General features: G+C 65.4%; 15 protein-coding genes. 10 read left to right on the top strand and 5 right to left on the bottom strand.

The features are described 5' to 3' along the window. Positions 1-168 precede the first annotated feature (168 nt). Complete coding sequence (locus BCCGELA001_RS10285; RefSeq protein WP_060735221.1) at positions 169-1,335, top strand: ABC transporter substrate-binding protein; 1,167 nt, start codon at positions 169-171, stop codon at positions 1,333-1,335. On the opposite strand, the gene BCCGELA001_RS10280 is transcribed toward BCCGELA001_RS10285, so the two are convergent. The 3 genes from BCCGELA001_RS10280 to BCCGELA001_RS10270 are packed head-to-tail and all read right to left on the bottom strand — an operon-like array spanning position 1,332 to position 5,238. Further along, positions 1,332-2,309: a hydroxyacid dehydrogenase gene (locus tag BCCGELA001_RS10280; RefSeq protein ID WP_060737587.1), complete on the bottom strand. Its 978-nt coding sequence runs from the start codon at positions 2,307-2,309 to the stop codon at positions 1,332-1,334. The genes BCCGELA001_RS10285 and BCCGELA001_RS10280 overlap by 4 nt on opposite strands. Before the next feature lie 21 nt (positions 2,310-2,330). Next, entirely contained in the window at positions 2,331-4,205 is a 1,875-nt protein-coding gene (locus BCCGELA001_RS10275; protein WP_193409770.1) for a TRAP transporter large permease, read from the bottom strand. 1 nt (position 4,206) lies between these two features. Beyond that, complete coding sequence (locus BCCGELA001_RS10270; protein WP_008556636.1) at positions 4,207-5,238, bottom strand: TRAP transporter substrate-binding protein; 1,032 nt, start codon at positions 5,236-5,238, stop codon at positions 4,207-4,209. Between the two features lie 415 nt (positions 5,239-5,653). Here BCCGELA001_RS10270 and BCCGELA001_RS10265 point away from each other — a divergent pair, with 415 nt between their 5' ends. Further along, positions 5,654-7,132 carry a caspase family protein gene (locus BCCGELA001_RS10265; RefSeq protein ID WP_060735220.1) on the top strand — a complete coding sequence of 493 codons (1,479 nt, stop codon included), beginning with the start codon at positions 5,654-5,656 and terminating at the stop codon, positions 7,130-7,132. Between the two features lie 28 nt (positions 7,133-7,160). On the opposite strand, the gene BCCGELA001_RS10260 is transcribed toward BCCGELA001_RS10265, so the two are convergent. Beyond that, a complete protein-coding gene (locus tag BCCGELA001_RS10260; protein ID WP_060735219.1) occupies positions 7,161-8,585 on the bottom strand; it encodes an FAD-binding oxidoreductase in 1,425 nt (474 codons plus the stop codon). An 84-nt stretch (positions 8,586-8,669) separates the two neighbouring features. Between BCCGELA001_RS10260 and BCCGELA001_RS10255 the strand changes: the two genes are divergently transcribed. Next, entirely contained in the window at positions 8,670-9,176 is a 507-nt protein-coding gene (locus BCCGELA001_RS10255) for a thioesterase family protein (protein WP_060735218.1), read from the top strand. A 3-nt stretch (positions 9,177-9,179) separates the two neighbouring features. Here BCCGELA001_RS10255 and BCCGELA001_RS10250 read toward each other — a convergent pair whose 3' ends face one another. After that, complete coding sequence (locus BCCGELA001_RS10250) at positions 9,180-9,353, bottom strand: DUF1328 domain-containing protein (protein ID WP_008556598.1); 174 nt, start codon at positions 9,351-9,353, stop codon at positions 9,180-9,182. Between the two features lie 237 nt (positions 9,354-9,590). Between BCCGELA001_RS10250 and BCCGELA001_RS10245 the strand changes: the two genes are divergently transcribed. From BCCGELA001_RS10245 to BCCGELA001_RS10215, 7 genes are all read left to right on the top strand, one after another. Beyond that, positions 9,591-12,155, top strand: a complete 2,565-nt coding sequence (locus tag BCCGELA001_RS10245) for an ATP-dependent helicase (protein WP_060735217.1) — start codon at positions 9,591-9,593, stop codon at positions 12,153-12,155. Between the two features lie 8 nt (positions 12,156-12,163). Beyond that, positions 12,164-12,454 (top strand): type II toxin-antitoxin system HicB family antitoxin, encoded by a 291-nt coding sequence (locus BCCGELA001_RS10240; RefSeq protein ID WP_008556581.1) that lies wholly within the window; start codon positions 12,164-12,166, stop codon positions 12,452-12,454. 89 nt (positions 12,455-12,543) lie between these two features. Continuing rightward, positions 12,544-12,960: a hypothetical protein gene (locus BCCGELA001_RS10235; RefSeq protein ID WP_060735216.1), complete on the top strand. Its 417-nt coding sequence runs from the start codon at positions 12,544-12,546 to the stop codon at positions 12,958-12,960. After that, positions 12,960-13,628: an OmpA family protein gene (locus tag BCCGELA001_RS10230; RefSeq protein WP_060735215.1), complete on the top strand. Its 669-nt coding sequence runs from the start codon at positions 12,960-12,962 to the stop codon at positions 13,626-13,628. The genes BCCGELA001_RS10235 and BCCGELA001_RS10230 overlap by 1 nt, the downstream gene beginning before the upstream one ends. Before the next feature lie 173 nt (positions 13,629-13,801). Continuing rightward, the gene (locus tag BCCGELA001_RS10225; RefSeq protein ID WP_060735214.1) at positions 13,802-14,320 is read left to right on the top strand and encodes an Mpo1 family 2-hydroxy fatty acid dioxygenase; all 519 of its coding nucleotides are present in this window, start codon (positions 13,802-13,804) and stop codon (positions 14,318-14,320) included. Positions 14,321-14,350: 30 nt separating this feature from the next. Continuing rightward, positions 14,351-15,382, top strand: a complete 1,032-nt coding sequence (locus BCCGELA001_RS10220; protein WP_060735213.1) for an NAD-dependent epimerase/dehydratase family protein — start codon at positions 14,351-14,353, stop codon at positions 15,380-15,382. Between the two features lie 28 nt (positions 15,383-15,410). Then, positions 15,411-16,037, top strand: a complete 627-nt coding sequence (locus BCCGELA001_RS10215) for a methyltransferase family protein (protein WP_060735212.1) — start codon at positions 15,411-15,413, stop codon at positions 16,035-16,037. Positions 16,038-16,240: the final 203 nt, after the last annotated feature.

Raw genomic sequence — 16,240 nt, 5'->3', positions numbered from 1 at the left:
ATCACGCGGCTTAGTTAACGATTGCCGCACCGAAATGCTGCAGTGTGGCCATAACTTGCCGGTTTTGCCCGGAATCGTAGGCTCGCCGTCGCGTCGCGGATTAGCGACCTGTTCAGCCCGATCAAGCTATCATCGCCACAACGCATCCAGCATCCGGCAAGCCCGCTCATGACACGATCGCGATCCGCGACCTATATCGCTTTGACCATCGCCTTGCTCGCCTCAGCGATGTTGCCGGCCAAGTCCGAGGAGGCCGGTGTCAGCGACGACGCGATCCTGTTCGGCCAGGCCGCCGCGCTCGAGGGCCCCTCCTCCGCACTCGGACAGCGGATGCGGCAGGGCATTGTCGCGGCGTTCACCGAGATCAATGCCAAGGGCGGCGTCCACGGCCGCAAGCTTCAGCTCATCAGCCGTGACGACGGCTACGACCCCGACCGTTCCGTGGCGCAGACGCTGCAGCTGATCGAGGGCGACAAGGTATTCGCGCTGATCGGCGCGGTCGGCACGCCGACCGCGATGGCGACCATTCCGATCACCAGCGCCCGAAACGTGCCCTTCATCGGCCCGTTCAGCGGCGCCGAGTTCCTGCGCGACCTCGAGCTTCCGAATGTCGTCAACATTCGCGCGAGCTACGGCGCCGAAGCCGAGGCGTGGATCAAGCATCTCACCGAGGATCGCAAGTTCACCCGCATCGGGATCTTCTACCAGGACGATTCGTTCGGCCGCGACGGTCTTGCCGGCGTGAAGCGTGCGCTCGCCGAACGCGGCCTCGAACTCGCCGCCGAAGGCACCTTCGAGCGCAACACCCGCGCGGTCGTCCAGGCCTGGCGCATGATCAAGCGTGCCGACCCCGAGGCCATCGTCATGGTCGGGACCTACGGTCCCTGCGCGGAGTTCATCAAGCTCGCCCATCGCAGCGGCGCGCGTCCGACCTTCGTCAACATCTCCTTCGTCGGCGCTAACGCGCTCGCCGCGGAGCTCGGCCCCGAGGGCGAAGGCGTCATCGTCTCTCAGGTCGTGCCGTCGCCCTGGGACCGCTCGCTCAAGCTCGTCGCCGACTACCAGGCGGCGCAGACGGCGTTCGATCCGACGCTTGCGCCGGATTTCGTGTCGCTCGAAGGCTATCTCTCCGGCCGTCTCGCAGCCGCCGCGCTGGACAAAGCCGGACCGAATCCGACGCGCGCGGGCCTGCTGCGCACCATCAACGATGTCGGCCGCTTCGATATCAGCGGCACCACTGTCACCGTCGGCATGCGCATGCTCGACACGCGGCCGAAGGTGTTTCTGACGGTGATCCAAAAGGACGGGACGTTCAAGGCTGTGGACCGGCTTTAGGGCCGCCGTGTCCAGCGGTCGGCGTTGACGGCGCCTTGCGGGACCTCGCCTCTGACGATCGCCTCGACCTGCCGCACAGTTTCCAGCGACTGATATTCGATCGCCTGCGGCGTCAGCCCGCCGACATGAGGCGTCGCGACGACGTTGGGCAGCCTGGCCAGCTCCGGCGTCGGCATCTGGTCGGGCGCACGGCCGACGTCCATCGCCGCGCCGGCGATGCGGCCTTCCCGCAGCGCCCGCGCCAGCGCGGCTTCATCCACGAGATTGCCGCGCGAGAGATTGATGAAGACGGCATGCTTCTGCATCCGTGCCAGCGCCGCCTCGCCGATCAGATTCTCGGTCTGCTCGTTCGCCACCGCAAGGCAGACGACGTAGTCCGATGCGGCAAGCAGCTCGTCGAGACCGACCTGCCGGATTGCGGCATCGTCGACGGTTGCGAAGGGATCGGCGACCAGCACCTCCATGCGCAGCACCTTCACCACCTCGGCGAGATAGCGCCCGATGCTGCCATAGCCGATGATGCCGATTCTGCTGCCGGCGAGCTGACGGCCCATCCGCGCTTCCGCCTTGCGGCCGGCCTGATAGTCGGCCGTGGTGCGCGACACGCCGCGGGAGAGATCGACCATGAAGCCGAGCGCGAGCTCGGCCACCGCTTGCACGAAGCCGGGCCCGGCGCGGGTGACGAGCACGCCAGACTTCGACGCCTCTTCCACATTGACGTTGCGGATGTCGACCGCGCAACGGACGAACGCCCGCAAACGCGGCAACTGCGCAAAAATCTCGCCGCGCCCTTCCGTCATGCGGTCGGCGACGATGATGTCGACGTCGTTCGCCGCGCGCACGAGGCCGGCGGCGTCGAGCGCATCGCCGCCCTCGTGCAGGATCACCTCGGCGGCCGCGCGCAGGCCGTTCAGGCTGCGATCGCCATAGTAGTTGCGCCGCATCTCGGGCGTATGGGCGAGCAGGACTTTCACGACAGACTCCTTCAAGTCTCCTCAATAGCCGAACGCACGCGGTAGCGCCGTCGAGAGCGACGGCACGAAGGCGATGAGGAGGAGGCAGAGGAACAGGAGGCCAAGATAGCCCATGATCGGCTTCACCGTCTGTTCGATCGGCACGTTGCCGATCAGGCAGGCACCGTACAGCCCGAGCCCGAGCGGCGGTGCGAACAGGCCGATGCCCATCGCGATGACGAGCACGACGCCGAAATGCAGGGAATCGATGCCGAGTTGCACGGCGACCGGCATCAGCAGCGGTCCGAAGATGATCAGCGCCGCCGCGCCCTCCAGCACCGAGCCCATCACGATCAGCACGGCGATCGCCAGCAGCATGAACAGCCAGACGCCGGAGGTCTTGGACAGACCGAGCATGAAATCGGCGACCGCATGCGGCACCTGCTGCAGGGTCAGCGTGAACGCCAGCGATTGCGCGGCGGCGACGATGAACAGCACGAGGCCCGCGCGCGTCGCCGCCTGCACGAAGCTGTGCGCGGCCGATTTGAAACCGAGCTCGCGGAACACGACAGCCCCCACAACGAGCGCATAGGCGACGGCGAATGCCGAGATCTCCGTCGCGGTGGCAAAGCCGCTCTTGAAGCCGAAGAAGATCATGAAGATCAGGCCGAACGAGGCGATCGCGCCGCTCCACAGGCCCGAGACGGGCATCTGCGGCTCGACCTCCTCGACCCGCGCGGGACGCTTGCCGAAGATGATCGACACCGCGATCAGCACCAGCGCCATCAGCGCCGACGGCACCAGTCCCGCGACGAACAGGCCGCCGATGGACAAATTCGCCACGAAGCCGAGGATGATCAGGTTGATGCAGGGCGGAATGGTCTCCGCCATCACTGCTGAGGCTGCCAGCAGCGCCACCGCGCCGCCCGGATTCTGCTTGGAGCGGCGCGCGGCCGGGATCAGCACCGAGCCGACCGCGGCGACGTCGGCCATCTTCGAGCCGGAGATGCCGGAGAACAGCACCATGGAGGCCACCATCACGACGTTGAGGCCGCCGCGCATTCGGCCCACCGCGCGCTGCAAAAGCTCGATCAGCCGCACCGACATGCCGTTGGCTTCCATGAGGTAGCCGACCAGAATGAAGAAGGGGATCGCCAGCAGCACGAAATTGTCGATGCCGCGCGCCATCTGCTGGGCGAAGATGACGCCGGGCAGCGCGCCTTCGACCCAGATGAAGATCAGCGCGGCCAGCGCCAGCGCAAAGCCGATCGGCAAGCCGCCGAACAGGGTGGCGAAGAAGCCGATGAACATCAGCGTGCCCGCCGACGGCACCGAGGACGGCGATAGATAATCCCAGGCGAGATAGAGGCCGGACACGACGAGGATGGTGACGACGCCCCTGAGGATGTCCGGAAGAGGCCGCGCGCAGAGATGATCGATCGCGAACACCGTCATGAACAGCGCGCCGACGCCCATGGGGTAGAAAGTCAGCTCCAGCGGCAGGCCGGAGCCGGTGGTCTGGCCCGCCGTCAGCGCGCCCAGCTTGATCGCGTGGTAGGCGACGTAACCGGAGATCAGCACGACCACCAGGGCGCTGGCGGCATCGACCAGCGTGCGCAGCCGCAGCGGCAAGAGATCGCGGAAGAAGGACACGCCGACATTCTCGCCGCGCGCGAGCGCACTCGCCGCGCCGAAGAAGGCCGAGCCGACCATCAGCCCACGCGCAACGTCATCCGACCATTCGACCGGCGCGTTGAAGAAGAAGCGCAGCAGCACGGAGGCGCAGACCACGACGAGGTCGGCAGCAAGCAGCACGGCGGCGATCGCGTCGCTGGCGCGCAGCAGCAGCGCGATGCTCCCGTGGCGATCGCCCGCGACAGGCACGGCAGCGGTGATGGCCACGTCGGATTTGGTCATCTCAGGCTTGCGTCGCGCGGACGATGTCGATGACGGCCTTGGAGTCAGGCCGCGTCTTGATGAAGTTCTCGGTTTGCGGCGCGACGCGCTTCTTGAACGCCTCGCGATCGCATTCGGCCACCGTCACGCCCTTCTCGGTCAAGGCCGCCAGCGCCTCCTTCTCGACCGCAAGCCCATGAGCACGGGTGTCGGCTGCGGCCTTCTTGGCGGAATCGAGGAAGCCCTCGCGCAGCTTGGGATCCATGCGGTTGTAGGTCATGTCGCTGAAATAGATCGCGAGCGGCGAGAAATTGTGCTGCGTCAGCGCGTAAAATTTTGCGGTTTCGAAGAATTTGCTGGCGAGGATCGTCGGCGGATCGTGCTCGAGGCCGTCGAGCACGCCGGCCTGCAAGGCGGTGTAGATCTCGCCGAACGCCAGCGGCGTCGCGGCGGCGCCCATCAGCCGCAGGCATTCCGTGATGACGGGATTGGGCAGCGTCCTGATCTTGAGGCCGGCGAGATCCTCCGGCGTCTTCACCGGCTTCTTCGCCAGCACGCTACGCGAGCCGAAATTGTAGGCCCAGGCGATGATGCGGATATTGCCGCCCTTGAGCAGCGCGTCCTCAATCGGCTTGGCGGCGCCAGCCTCGAAGGCCTTGGTCTGCTGCGGGAAGCTCGAGAACAGGAAGCCGAGATCGAAGGTGCCGACGAGCGGCACCAGATTGGCCGAGATCGACGAGCCCGATACCATGAGGTCGATGACGCCGAGCTTCACCGAGTTGATGACGTCGATCTCCTGCCCGAGCTGGTTGTCGGGGAAGAACGCGACCTCGATCTGCTCACCGAGCCCGTTCGCCTTCAGGCTCTTGACGAGATTGTCATAATAGACGCGGCCGTTGGCGAATTTGGGATCGTTCGGCAGCGAGGAGGAGCATTTCAGCTTCAAGGTCGCGGCTTCGGCGCGGCCGATGATGGCGGGGGAAAGCACGAGACCGGCGGTGACCGCCGCGGATGACCTGATGAACGCGCGGCGGTTCACGGGCACAATGGTCATGGCGCGGTCTCTCCCACGTTGTCTTTTTTGTTCGCCGCGGTCGTTGCCGCAGCCTGTTGCGCGGACTGTATGGCCAAAGCGACGGGACAGGCAAGCATGCCGCCGGCCGCATCCGAACCGCGCCCCGCGCGCGTCTGCAATCCGCCACTGCAGCGAAACGACTAGAATTGCCGAGGATTCGCAACGACGATCAGCCTGTGAAGGACATCCCTTCGCGAGGACACGGCATCAATCCAATTGGAGCATGGATCAATGCGCAATTCACATGGATGCGCCCCGAGCGATTCCCATCCGTCCCGGCCGAGGACCTGCCCCATTTTGTCGCGGCGGACCGTGATCCAGAGCACAGACGGACTCATGGTGGCCCCCTAGAAAAAGTGACATCATCGTGCGCATTGCCGTTGGAGGTGACATCATGCGCCGTCCAGTCTTTTCCAATATGCTGCTTGCGTCCGGTCTTCTTGCGCTCACACAGATGATGACACCAACCGATGCTGCCGCCGAAGCGCGGCTCGCGCTGGTGATCGGCCAATCCGCCTATCGCACGGTGCCGGAACTGCCCAATGCCGCCAACGACGCCAAGGGCATGACGGAGCTGCTCGGCAATGCCGGCTTCACCGTCACCACGGTCGCCAATCTGGCACAGACCGAGATGCGCGCCGCGATCTCGGATTTCGCCGGCAAGGTCAGCGCCGCCGGCGCCGATACCGTCGCCCTGGTGTTCTATGCCGGCCATGGCCTGCAGATCGATGGCGAGAACTATCTCGTCCCCGTCGATCTCGATCCCAAGCGCGAGGCCGACATCCCGCTCCAGGGCGTGCGGCTGAACGACATGCTCAACACGCTGGGCGCGCTGCCCACGCGGGCGCGCATCTTCATGCTCGATGCCTGCCGCAACAATCCGTTCCCCGCGCTCCGCGGTGCCGGCCACGGGCTTGCGATCGTCGACACCAAGGCCGGGGCGCCCGGCTCCTTCATCTCCTATTCGACCTCGCCCGGCGCCGAAGCCGAGGACGGCAACGGCGTCGACAGCCCCTACACCGCGGCCGTGCTGACGGTCGCCAAGCAGCCCAATCTGCCGATCGAGGAAGTGTTCAAACGCATCCGCGTTGCGGTGGCGCAATCGACCGACGGCCGGCAGATTCCCTGGGAAAGCTCGTCGCTGACCACCGACTTCAGGTTCTTCGGCGAGAGCAGCAGCAGCACGCCTTCCCTTCCCGGCGCATCCGCGATGGCGCTCGCCGGCGGCACGCGCAGCCTCGATGACTGGCGCAAGGAATTGCGCGGCAAGCCTGCCATGGTCGCCTATGAGCTCGTGATCACCGAGGACACCGTGGAGGCTTATCAGGCCTATATCGAGCTCTACACCCAGGACACCCGCACGCCGCGCCTGCGCACGGTGCTCGAGCGCCGCCGCCAGATGCTGGCCTGGGAGCGCGCCACGGCAATCAACACCCGCGCCTCGTTCGAGGCCTATCTTGCGAATTGGGACAACAGCGACCTCGCCGCGACCGCGCGCAGGCTGCTGCTCCGCGTGCAGAACCGCAACTATGGCCAGCCGGCTGCCGTCGCTGCGACGCCCGTGCCAGTCGCCGTCGCGATGGCGCCGACCTGCCCGTGCTCGACGCCGACACCGCCGGCAACGCCCGTCAATCCGAGCGTGCCGCCGATCATCAAGAAGCGCGTCGACGACACGCCGCCGAAGCGCAAGGTCGTGGAGACCCCGCCCAAGCGCCGCCCGCCGCCCGAGGAGGTGGTCTACGAACGCGCGCCACCCCCCGGCCCGCCGCCCGCCGCCGTGATGCAGGGTATCGGCATCGGTGTCGGAATCGGGCTTGGCATGGGCGGCGGTCGCGGCGGCGACCATTATCGCGGCGACTACCGGCGATACTGAGCCCGGGACGCAAACGGCATCCGGCTCGCTACGCCGCCGGCACGATCTTGCCGGGGTTAAAGATGTTGAGCGGATCGAGCGCCTTCTTCAGCGCCCGCATCGCATCCAGCGCCTCAGGGCCGAGCTCGGCCTCGAGATATTTCTGCTTGCCCTGGCCGATGCCGTGCTCGCCGGTGCAAGTGCCGTCCATCGCCTGCGCGCGCTCGACCAGGCAATGCATGAACTCCTCGCCGCGCGCCATCTCGTCGGCGTCGTTGACGTCGCAGACCAGCGAGCAATGGAAATTGCCGTCGCCGACATGGCCGACGATCGGCGACAGCAGATTGAGGCGCTTGAGATCTTCCTCGGTCTCGCTGACGCAATCGGCGAGCCGCGAGATCGGCACGCAGACGTCGGTTGCGACCACGCCGATGCTGTCACCGGGGCGCAGCGCCTTCACCGACCAATAGGCGTCGTGCCGCGCCTGCCACAGCTTGGTGCGGTCCTCGGGCTTGGTGGTCCAGGAGAAATCCCCGCCGCCACATTCCTTCGCGATCTCGCCGAAGGCCTTGGACTGCTCGGCGACTTCGATCTCGCTGCCGTGGAATTCCATCAGCAAGAGCGGCGTCTCCGGCAGCGTCAGCTTGGAGTAGGCATTGCAGGCCTGCACCTGCGCGGCGTTGAGCAGCTCGATGCGCGCCACGGGAATGCCGGTCTGGATCGCCAGGATCACGGCCTGGCAGGCGCCGTGCACGGTCTCGAACGACACCGCGCCGGCCGCGATCGTCTCGGGGATGCCGCGCAGGCGGATGGTCAATTCGGAGATGATGCCGAGGGTGCCCTCGGCGCCGACGAACAGATGGGTGAGGTCATAGCCGGCGGATGATTTCTTGGCGCGCGTGCCCGTGGTGATGATCTCGCCGTCGCCGCGCACCACCTTCAGCGCCAGCACGCTATCGCGCATGGTGCCGTAGCGCACCGCATTGGTGCCGGAAGCACGGGTCGAGGCCATGCCGCCGAGCGAGGCATCCGCGCCGGGATCGATCGGGAAGAACAGGCCCTGGTCGCGCAGATGCTCGTTGAGCGCCTTGCGGGTGACGCCGGGCTGGATCACGCAGTCGAGATCCTCGGCATGCACCGCGAGCACCTTGTTCATATCGCGCAGGTCGATGGAGATGCCGCCGGCCGGAGCGTTGACCTGGCCTTCGAGCGAGGTGCCGGTGCCGAAAGGAATGACGGGCACGCGGTTCTTCGCGCATATACGCACCACGTCCTGGATGTCGGCGGTCTCCTGCGCCATCACCACGCCGTCGGGCGGCTGGTTGACGATCCATGTCGTGGTATGGCCGTGCTGCTCGCGGACGGCCTGCGAGGTGACGAGGCGGTTGCCGAACCGTGCGGCAAGCTGCTCCAGCGCGCTTGCGAGGGCTTTCGGCTCCGGCCGCGGCGGATTATTGGTGATGGTGGTGCCCACGGATATTCCTCCCGACAGAAGAAACCGTGGCAAAGGACATAAAACCGGTCAAGTCAAGCGATCGGACCTATAACAGGAAGAAACATGCCGGAGACCGCCGCCTCAGCGCCCCAAGCAGAGCCGTTTCGCGCCTCGATCATGCAGATCGAGCCGCAATGGATCGACTATAACGGCCATCTCAACATGGCCTATTACAACGTGATGTTCGACCGCGCGATCGACCAGCTCTGGCTCGAGCTCGGGATCGGGCCCGGCTACATGAAGGAGCGCGGCGGCTCGACCTTCACCGCCGAATGCCATGTGCGGTACTTGCGGGAAATTCACCTCGGCGATCCCGTGCAGATCCTCGTCTGGCTGCTGGAGGCCGACGACAAGCGCCTGCACACGTTCGAGGAGATGCGTCACGCCAGCGAAGGCTGGTTGTCGGCGACGTCGGAGAACATGTCGCTGCACATGGACATGACGGCGCGGCGCGTTGCGCCGTTTCCGCCCGACATCCGCGAGCGTATCGCTGCGGTCACGAAGGCCCACAGCTCTGTGGCGCGACCGGAGGGCATCGGCCGGAACGTGGCGATGCCCTCAAAGCGGTAGTCGCTATATTCTGTTGCGGCCGCGGGCCAGGCCGACCACGGCCGAGACCAGGAACAGAACGACCGCGATGAAGAAGATGATCTTGGCGATTTCGATCGAAGCGCCGGCGATGCCGCCAAAGCCAAGGATACCGGCGATCAGTGCGATAACGAGAAACGTCACAACCCAGCCTAGCATGGTCAAACCCTCGTCTTGATGTTGTCCAACGTCGGCGCGGCTGGCCGCGCCACCTGCTCAGACAATCTCAAGGCGGGAACGATTGTTCCGGCCCATCCAGGCGCGAAATTCGTCGCGCTGAGCGGAACAAATCGGCCCGCCGCGCACGTGGAAAACCTCGCCCGGCCGCCCCATATAGGCACCAATCCCTGTTAAGAAGGCTCCCTTCCACCACCCCGCGGTGCCATCGTGGGGCCAATGATTCGCATGACCGAGCCGAGCAAGATCACAGCCGTCCCCGACCACCAGCCCGCAGCCGGCGGCATCGCCGCGCGTGCGCGCGCCTCCGTGGGCCCGAAATACCTCTCGGGACTCAATCCGGAGCAGCGCGAGGCGGTGGAGACGCTGGATGGGCCGGTCCTGGTGCTGGCCGGCGCCGGTACCGGCAAGACCCGCGTCCTGACCACGCGCATCGCCCACATCCTGAGCCAGGGCGGCGCCCGCCCGGCCGAAATTCTGTCGGTGACCTTCACCAACAAGGCCGCGCGCGAGATGAAGCACCGGCTCGGCCAGATGCTCGGCCATGCGGTGGAGGGCATGCCGTGGCTCGGCACCTTCCATTCCATCGGCGGACGCATCCTGCGTTTTCATGCCGAGCTGGCACAGCTCAAGTCGAACTTCACCGTGCTCGACGTCGACGACCAGGTGCGGCTCTTGAAGCAGCTGCTCCAGGCCGAGAACATCGACGACAAGCGCTGGCCGGCGCGCATGCTGGCCGGCCTGATCGACGGCTGGAAGAATCGCGGCCTGATGCCCTCGCAGGTGCCCTCCGGCGAAGCCGCGATCTTCGCCAACGGCAAGGGCGGCAAGCTCTATGCGAGCTACCAGGAGCGGCTGAAGATTTTGAACGCCGCCGATTTCGGCGATCTGCTGCTGGAGAACATCCGCATCTTCCGCGAGCACCCGGATATCCTGCGGCAGTACCAGCAGCGCTTCAAATATATCCTGGTCGACGAATATCAGGACACCAACGTCGCGCAGTATCTGTGGCTGCGGCTGCTTTCGCAGGCGCCGTCTTCCGGCTCGTCATTGCCCGGCTTGACCCGGCAATCCAGCGCTTCTTCAGAAGATGGATCACCGGGTCTCGACGCTTCGCGTCGGCCCGGTGACGACCAAGACAATGCATTGCCCATTCCGGGCGCTGAAAAAGTCCACGTCAAAAACATCTGCTGCGTCGGCGACGACGACCAGTCGATCTACGGCTGGCGCGGCGCCGAGGTCGACAACATCCTGCGCTTCGAGCACGATTTCCCTGGCGCGAAAGTCATCCGCCTCGAGCGCAATTATCGCTCGACCGGCCACATCCTCGCCGCCGCCTCGCATCTGATCGCCCACAACGAAGGCCGGCTCGGCAAGACGCTGCGCACCGAGGATCACGATGGCGAGAAGGTCACTGTGACGGGCTCGTGGGATTCCGAAGAGGAAGCCCGCGGCATCGGAGAGGAGATCGAACAGCTGCAGCGCCAGGGCGAGAAGCTCAACGAGATCGCCATCCTCGTCCGCGCCTCCTACCAGATGCGCGAGTTCGAAGACCGTTTCGTCACGCTCGGCCTGCCCTACCGCGTCATCGGCGGTCCGCGCTTCTACGAGCGTGCCGAGATCCGGGACGCGCTGGCTTATCTGCGCGTCATCAATTCGCCGGCCGACGACCTCGCCTTCGAGCGCATCGTCAATACGCCGAAGCGCGGCCTTGGTGACGCCACCGTGCAGATGCTGCACGATCACGCCCGCAAGCGCCGCATCCCCCTGTTCGAGGCAGCGCGCGCCGTGGTCGAGACCGACGAGCTGAAGCCGAAGGCGCGCGGTTCCTTGCGCGATCTCATCACCCAGTTCGACCGCTGGCGCGCCCAGCGCGAGGTCACCGCGCATACGGACCTCGCCCAGATCGTGCTCGACGAGAGCGGCTATACCGAGATGTGGCAGAAGGACCGTTCGGCGGATGCTGCGGGCCGGCTGGAGAACCTGAAAGAGCTCGTGCGCTCGATGGAGGAGTTCGAGAATCTGCAAGGGTTCCTCGAGCACATCTCATTGGTGATGGACCGCGAGGGCGGGGCCGAGGACGATGCGGTGTCGCTGATGACGCTACATTCGGCCAAGGGCCTGGAATTCGACAACGTGTTCCTGCCCGGCTGGGAAGAAGGCTTGTTCCCGAGCCAGCGCACGCTGGACGAACAGGGCCGCGCCGGGCTGGAAGAAGAGCGCCGGCTCGGCCATGTCGGCCTGACCCGCGCCCGCCGCCGCGCGAAAATCTACTTCGCGACCAACCGGCGGATCCATGGCACCTGGTCGACCACGATCCCGTCGCGCTTCCTCGACGAATTGCCGGCGGCCAATGTCGAGATCACGGAATCCAAGGGCGGCTCCGGCTGGGGCGGCAGCGGCGGCTACGGCGCCTCGCGCTTCGACGACATGGAGGCGTTCGGCTCCAGCTATTCGACGCCGGGCTGGCAGCGGGCGCAGGCCAACCGCAACCGGGGCGGCGGCAGAAGCGGCGGGTTCGAGGAAGATACCGCCCCGTTTTCGTCGTCGGCCTCGCCCGATTTCGGAAGCTTCTCCTCGCGCCGCCGCGGGCCCCTGACGATCGAAGGCGAACTGGTCGCCAAGTCCACGGGCACGACCTCGGAATTTGCGCTGGACGACCGCGTCTTCCACCAGAAATTCGGCTATGGCCGCGTCACCAAGATCGACGGCAACAAGCTCACCATCGCCTTCGACAAGGCCGGCGAGAAGAAGGTCGTAGACAGCTTCGTGCAGCGGGCGTGAGGCCCGGCGTGGCTCACTATGTCGCCATCATCGAAGATGCCGGCCCTGACGAGGCCGTCAGCTTGTGGTTTCCCGACCTGCCCGGCTGCATCTCCGGCGGCGATGACATCGACGAGGCCTTGGAGAACGCGCCCGAGGCGCTCGCATTCTATGCGCAGGAGTTGATCGCGGACGGCCGCCAGCTTCCCCCGCCGCGGACGCTGGACGAACTCAAGGCCGATCCGGAGTTTGCCGACGATCTGGGGAAACACACCCCCGTCCTGATCGAATGGCCGCCCCGCACCGACGCTACCGAGTGAGGACTGTGCGCCGCACTCGCCGGACTCTCGCCAGTTCTGGTCCGAACAGGCCTTGACCACCGCGAACTTCCCCGTATCAGATGCACCCCATGGTCCGGGGCTCCGTCATACTGATCGCGCTTACACTGGGGATGCCGTCGCTTGCAGCGGCGCAGACGATGAGCTTTGGCGATTCGATCGGAAAGCTGGCGGCCAGCTGCGGGGCGGAAATCGTTGCCAATTGCCGCGGCGTCAACCCGGATTCCAACCGGCTGAAGGAGTGCCTGTCGCGCAACCGCGACGTGCTCTCTCCGCAATGCGCGAGCGACTATCTCGGCGTCTTCGATGCCATCCAGAAGCGTGTCGCCGCGCGCGTCACGGTGGCGAACGCCTGCCAGCGCGAGATCGTCAAGGTCTGCGGCGGCTCCACAAAGGAGACCAGCAAGTCGGTCCCCTGCCTGGTCTCGACGCCCAAGGGCATCAGCAACAACTGCCTCAAGGCCATCGACGACGCGGGGTATCGCTGATGCGCGCGAAGGGGCTCGCCATCGCGGGACTTGGCATGGCGCTTGGCTTCGCTCTGCTGGCCGGCGCCGCACGCGCGCAGACGGCGGCACCGACCCGCGACGACATCGTCGCCAAGCTGAACCAATTCGAGCAAGCCGCCGAGGTCGATCTTCACGCACTGAAGCAGCAGGTGATGGAGCGCGCCAAGACCAGGATCAAGAACGATCCCGGTCCGGTGAACCGGGCGCTGATCGCACCCGACCTCGCCAAACTGCCCGCCTTCAACGCGCAGATCCAGTTCGACGCCGACACGCCGATCATCCAACCATCGTCCTACCAGACCGTCGGCCGCATCGCGGACGCGCTGGTGCATTCCTCGCTGCTGCCCTACACATTCCTGATCGTCGGCCATGTCGAGTCCAATTCGAAGACACGCGAGGCCAATGCGATCCTGAGCCAGCGCCGGGCCGATGCGATCCGCGACGTGCTGGTGAACACGTTCAAGATCTCGACCAAGCGGCTGCATCCGATCGGCCTCGGCGAGGAACAGTTTCTCGATCGGGCCAAGCCGACCTCAGCCGTCAACGGCCAGTTGCAAATCCTCACTTACGCCAAGCTGCCGGAGGAGCCTGCGCATCCGGCGGCGACCCCTGCGCCTGCGGCGAAAAAGCCTGCCAAGAAGCGCTGAGCGCGCACGTCGCGGCTGGAGCGGAACCCCTTGAAGTCCTGACCGTTTTGTGACCTGTCTCACAGCGCAACAGCGTGGTTTCGCGCGACAATTGCGCCGGTTTGTGCACCGCTCTATCAGGTGCTATAGCCTCTGTTCGCCCTTCCCCCGACCCCGTGTTGCATGAGACCGAAATGGGTGGCTTTTTTCAGCGCCAACTTGCCGTCTACGTCGAGTACCATCGCGATCCCCGGAACACCGCGATGCATGTGGTCGGCATCCTCCTGCTGTTCACGGGCGCTGTCATGCCGTTGACGCTGGTCAAGCTGCCACTGTTCGGATTCGACGTCAGCCTCGCGGTGATCCTGGCGCTGCCGGTTCTGGTCTATTGGCTGCTGCTCGACGCCGGGCTCGGGCTCGGCATTCTGGCGGTATCCATCGTGCTGTTTTCGATTGCGAGCACCATCGCGTCGCAAGTCGGCACGATGGTGATGTGGGCGATTTTCGCCGTGCTGGTGGCCCTCGGCCTCGCGGCGCAAGCCATCGGCCACAAGGTTTTCGAGGGACGCGAGGCCTCGCTCTTCACTTTTCCCTCGCATCTTTTGCTTGGACCGATGTTCGTGATGGCAAAATTATTCATTGCACTGGGCTTCCGTCGCGACCTTGCCGCGATTCTGGGGCCTCTTCCGACCAATTCCCTTTCGACCCGATAAACTCCAGAAGCGAAACAGCAAACCGACTTCATGGCTCTCGTACTGGTTACCGGTGGCAGCGGCTTCATCGGACATCATCTCGTAGAAGCGCTCCGCGCCCGTGGGCAGCGGGTGCGGGTTCTCGATGTTCGTCCGCCGGCCGCGGCAAATGCGGACGTCGAATATGCCCACGCCTCGGTCTTGGACCGCGACGCGGTCGATGCCGCACTCGCCGGCGTCGACCAAGTTTATCACCTCGCCGGCCTGCCCGGCATGTGGGTCCCCAGCAAGCAGGACTTTCACGAGGTCAATTGCCGCGGTACCGAGATCGTGCTCGCGGCCGCGATGAAGCGCGGCGTGTCGCGCTTCCTGCACTGCTCGACCGAATCGATCCTGTTCCCCTACTCCGAGCTGAACGGTGTTCCCGCGGAGGAGGCGCTCCAGCCGGCCGAGGCGATGCCCGGCGCCTATACGCGCTCGAAATCGCTTGCCGAGCATTGTGCGGCCAAGGCTGCGGCCGACGGCTTTCCGCTCGTGATCGGCACGCCGACCATGCCGATCGGGGCTGCCGACCACAATCTGACGCCGCCGACCGCGATGCTCTGGTACTTCCTGCAGAAAAAGGTGCAGCCGCATCTCAACTTCCTGGTCAACCTTGTCGACGTCCGCGACGTCGCCATGGGCCTCGTGCTGACCATGGAGCGTGGCCGTCTCGGCCAACGCTACATTCTCGGCGGCGATTGCGTTCCGCTCGGCAACATCCTGCGCATGATGTCGGCGATGAGCGGCCGGCGGCAGTTTCCGGTCGTCGTGCCCGGCAGGATCGCCGAGCTCTCCGCGATCATGCTCGAATCAATCGCCGATCACATCACCCACCAGGCGCCGAACGGCACGGCCGAGGGCGTACGCATCGCGCTGGCCGCGAGCGATCTTTCGATCGGCAAGGCCCGTAACGAGCTCGGCTATTCGCCGCGTCCGATCGAGCCGGTGCTGCGCGAAACCATCACCCACCTGCTCGCACGTAACGGTCAGCAGGCCCCCGGCGCCATCAAGCATCACGCGCTTTCCTCGCGCGCGAGCTGACGCCGCCGCCTAAACGCAAAGAACCTTCATGCCCTTTGATTTCAGCAAGCTTTTCTCCGTGGCCTGGGGTGGCTGGACCACTAGCTGGCCGACGCAACTGCTCGCCCTGATTTGGCTCGCCTTTCTCCTCAGCTGGGTCGGCGCGTCGTTCTGGCAGGGACGGACCAAGAAGCAGGTCATGACGCTGGAGTCGCAGCGCTATCGCCTGCCGATCCTGGTCGGCGGTATCCTGTACACGCCGTTCATTGCGGAGATCCTGGGCTGGAAGCCGCTCTGGGTGCTCGGGGACACCGGCATCTATATCGCCGCGATCCTCTCGATCGCCGGCATCGCCTTCGCCTGGTGGGGCCGGCTGCATCTCGGAAAATTCTGGTCCAACACCATCACCCACAAGGAAGATCATCGCGTGATCGACACCGGCCCCTACGGCATCGTGCGGCACCCGATCTACACCGGTTTGATCTTCGGCATGCTCGTCACCGGCATCGCGATCGGCCTCGTCACCACGATCCTCGGCGCGATCCTGATCTCGCTCGGCATGTGGCAGAAGGGCCGGATGGAAGAAGTGTTCTTGTCGAAGGAACTCGGCGAGGACGCCTACGGCGCCTATTGCCGCCGCGTGCCGATGATCATCCCGTTCCTGTCGCCGCGATGAAATAGCAGGGCGGCTTGCGCTCGTGTCCCGAACGCGCTGCAGCGTGCAACGCTGCTGCGCAGAGCCGGTACGCAGACCACGCGGATCATGCTCTCGGCGAGATGGACCCCGGCTCTGCAGCGCACCGCGAAGACGCGCTGCGCTGCGTCCTGGGCAAGAGCACAGATCCAGCGCACCAAGGAACCACCTCTCCCCACACCCGT

It is taken from the genome of Bradyrhizobium sp. CCGE-LA001, assembly GCF_000296215.2.
Lineage (GTDB): Bacteria > Pseudomonadota > Alphaproteobacteria > Rhizobiales > Xanthobacteraceae > Bradyrhizobium.
The sequence above is the reverse complement of the archived record's forward strand: the minus strand, read 5'-3'. Positions and strand labels throughout refer to the sequence as shown.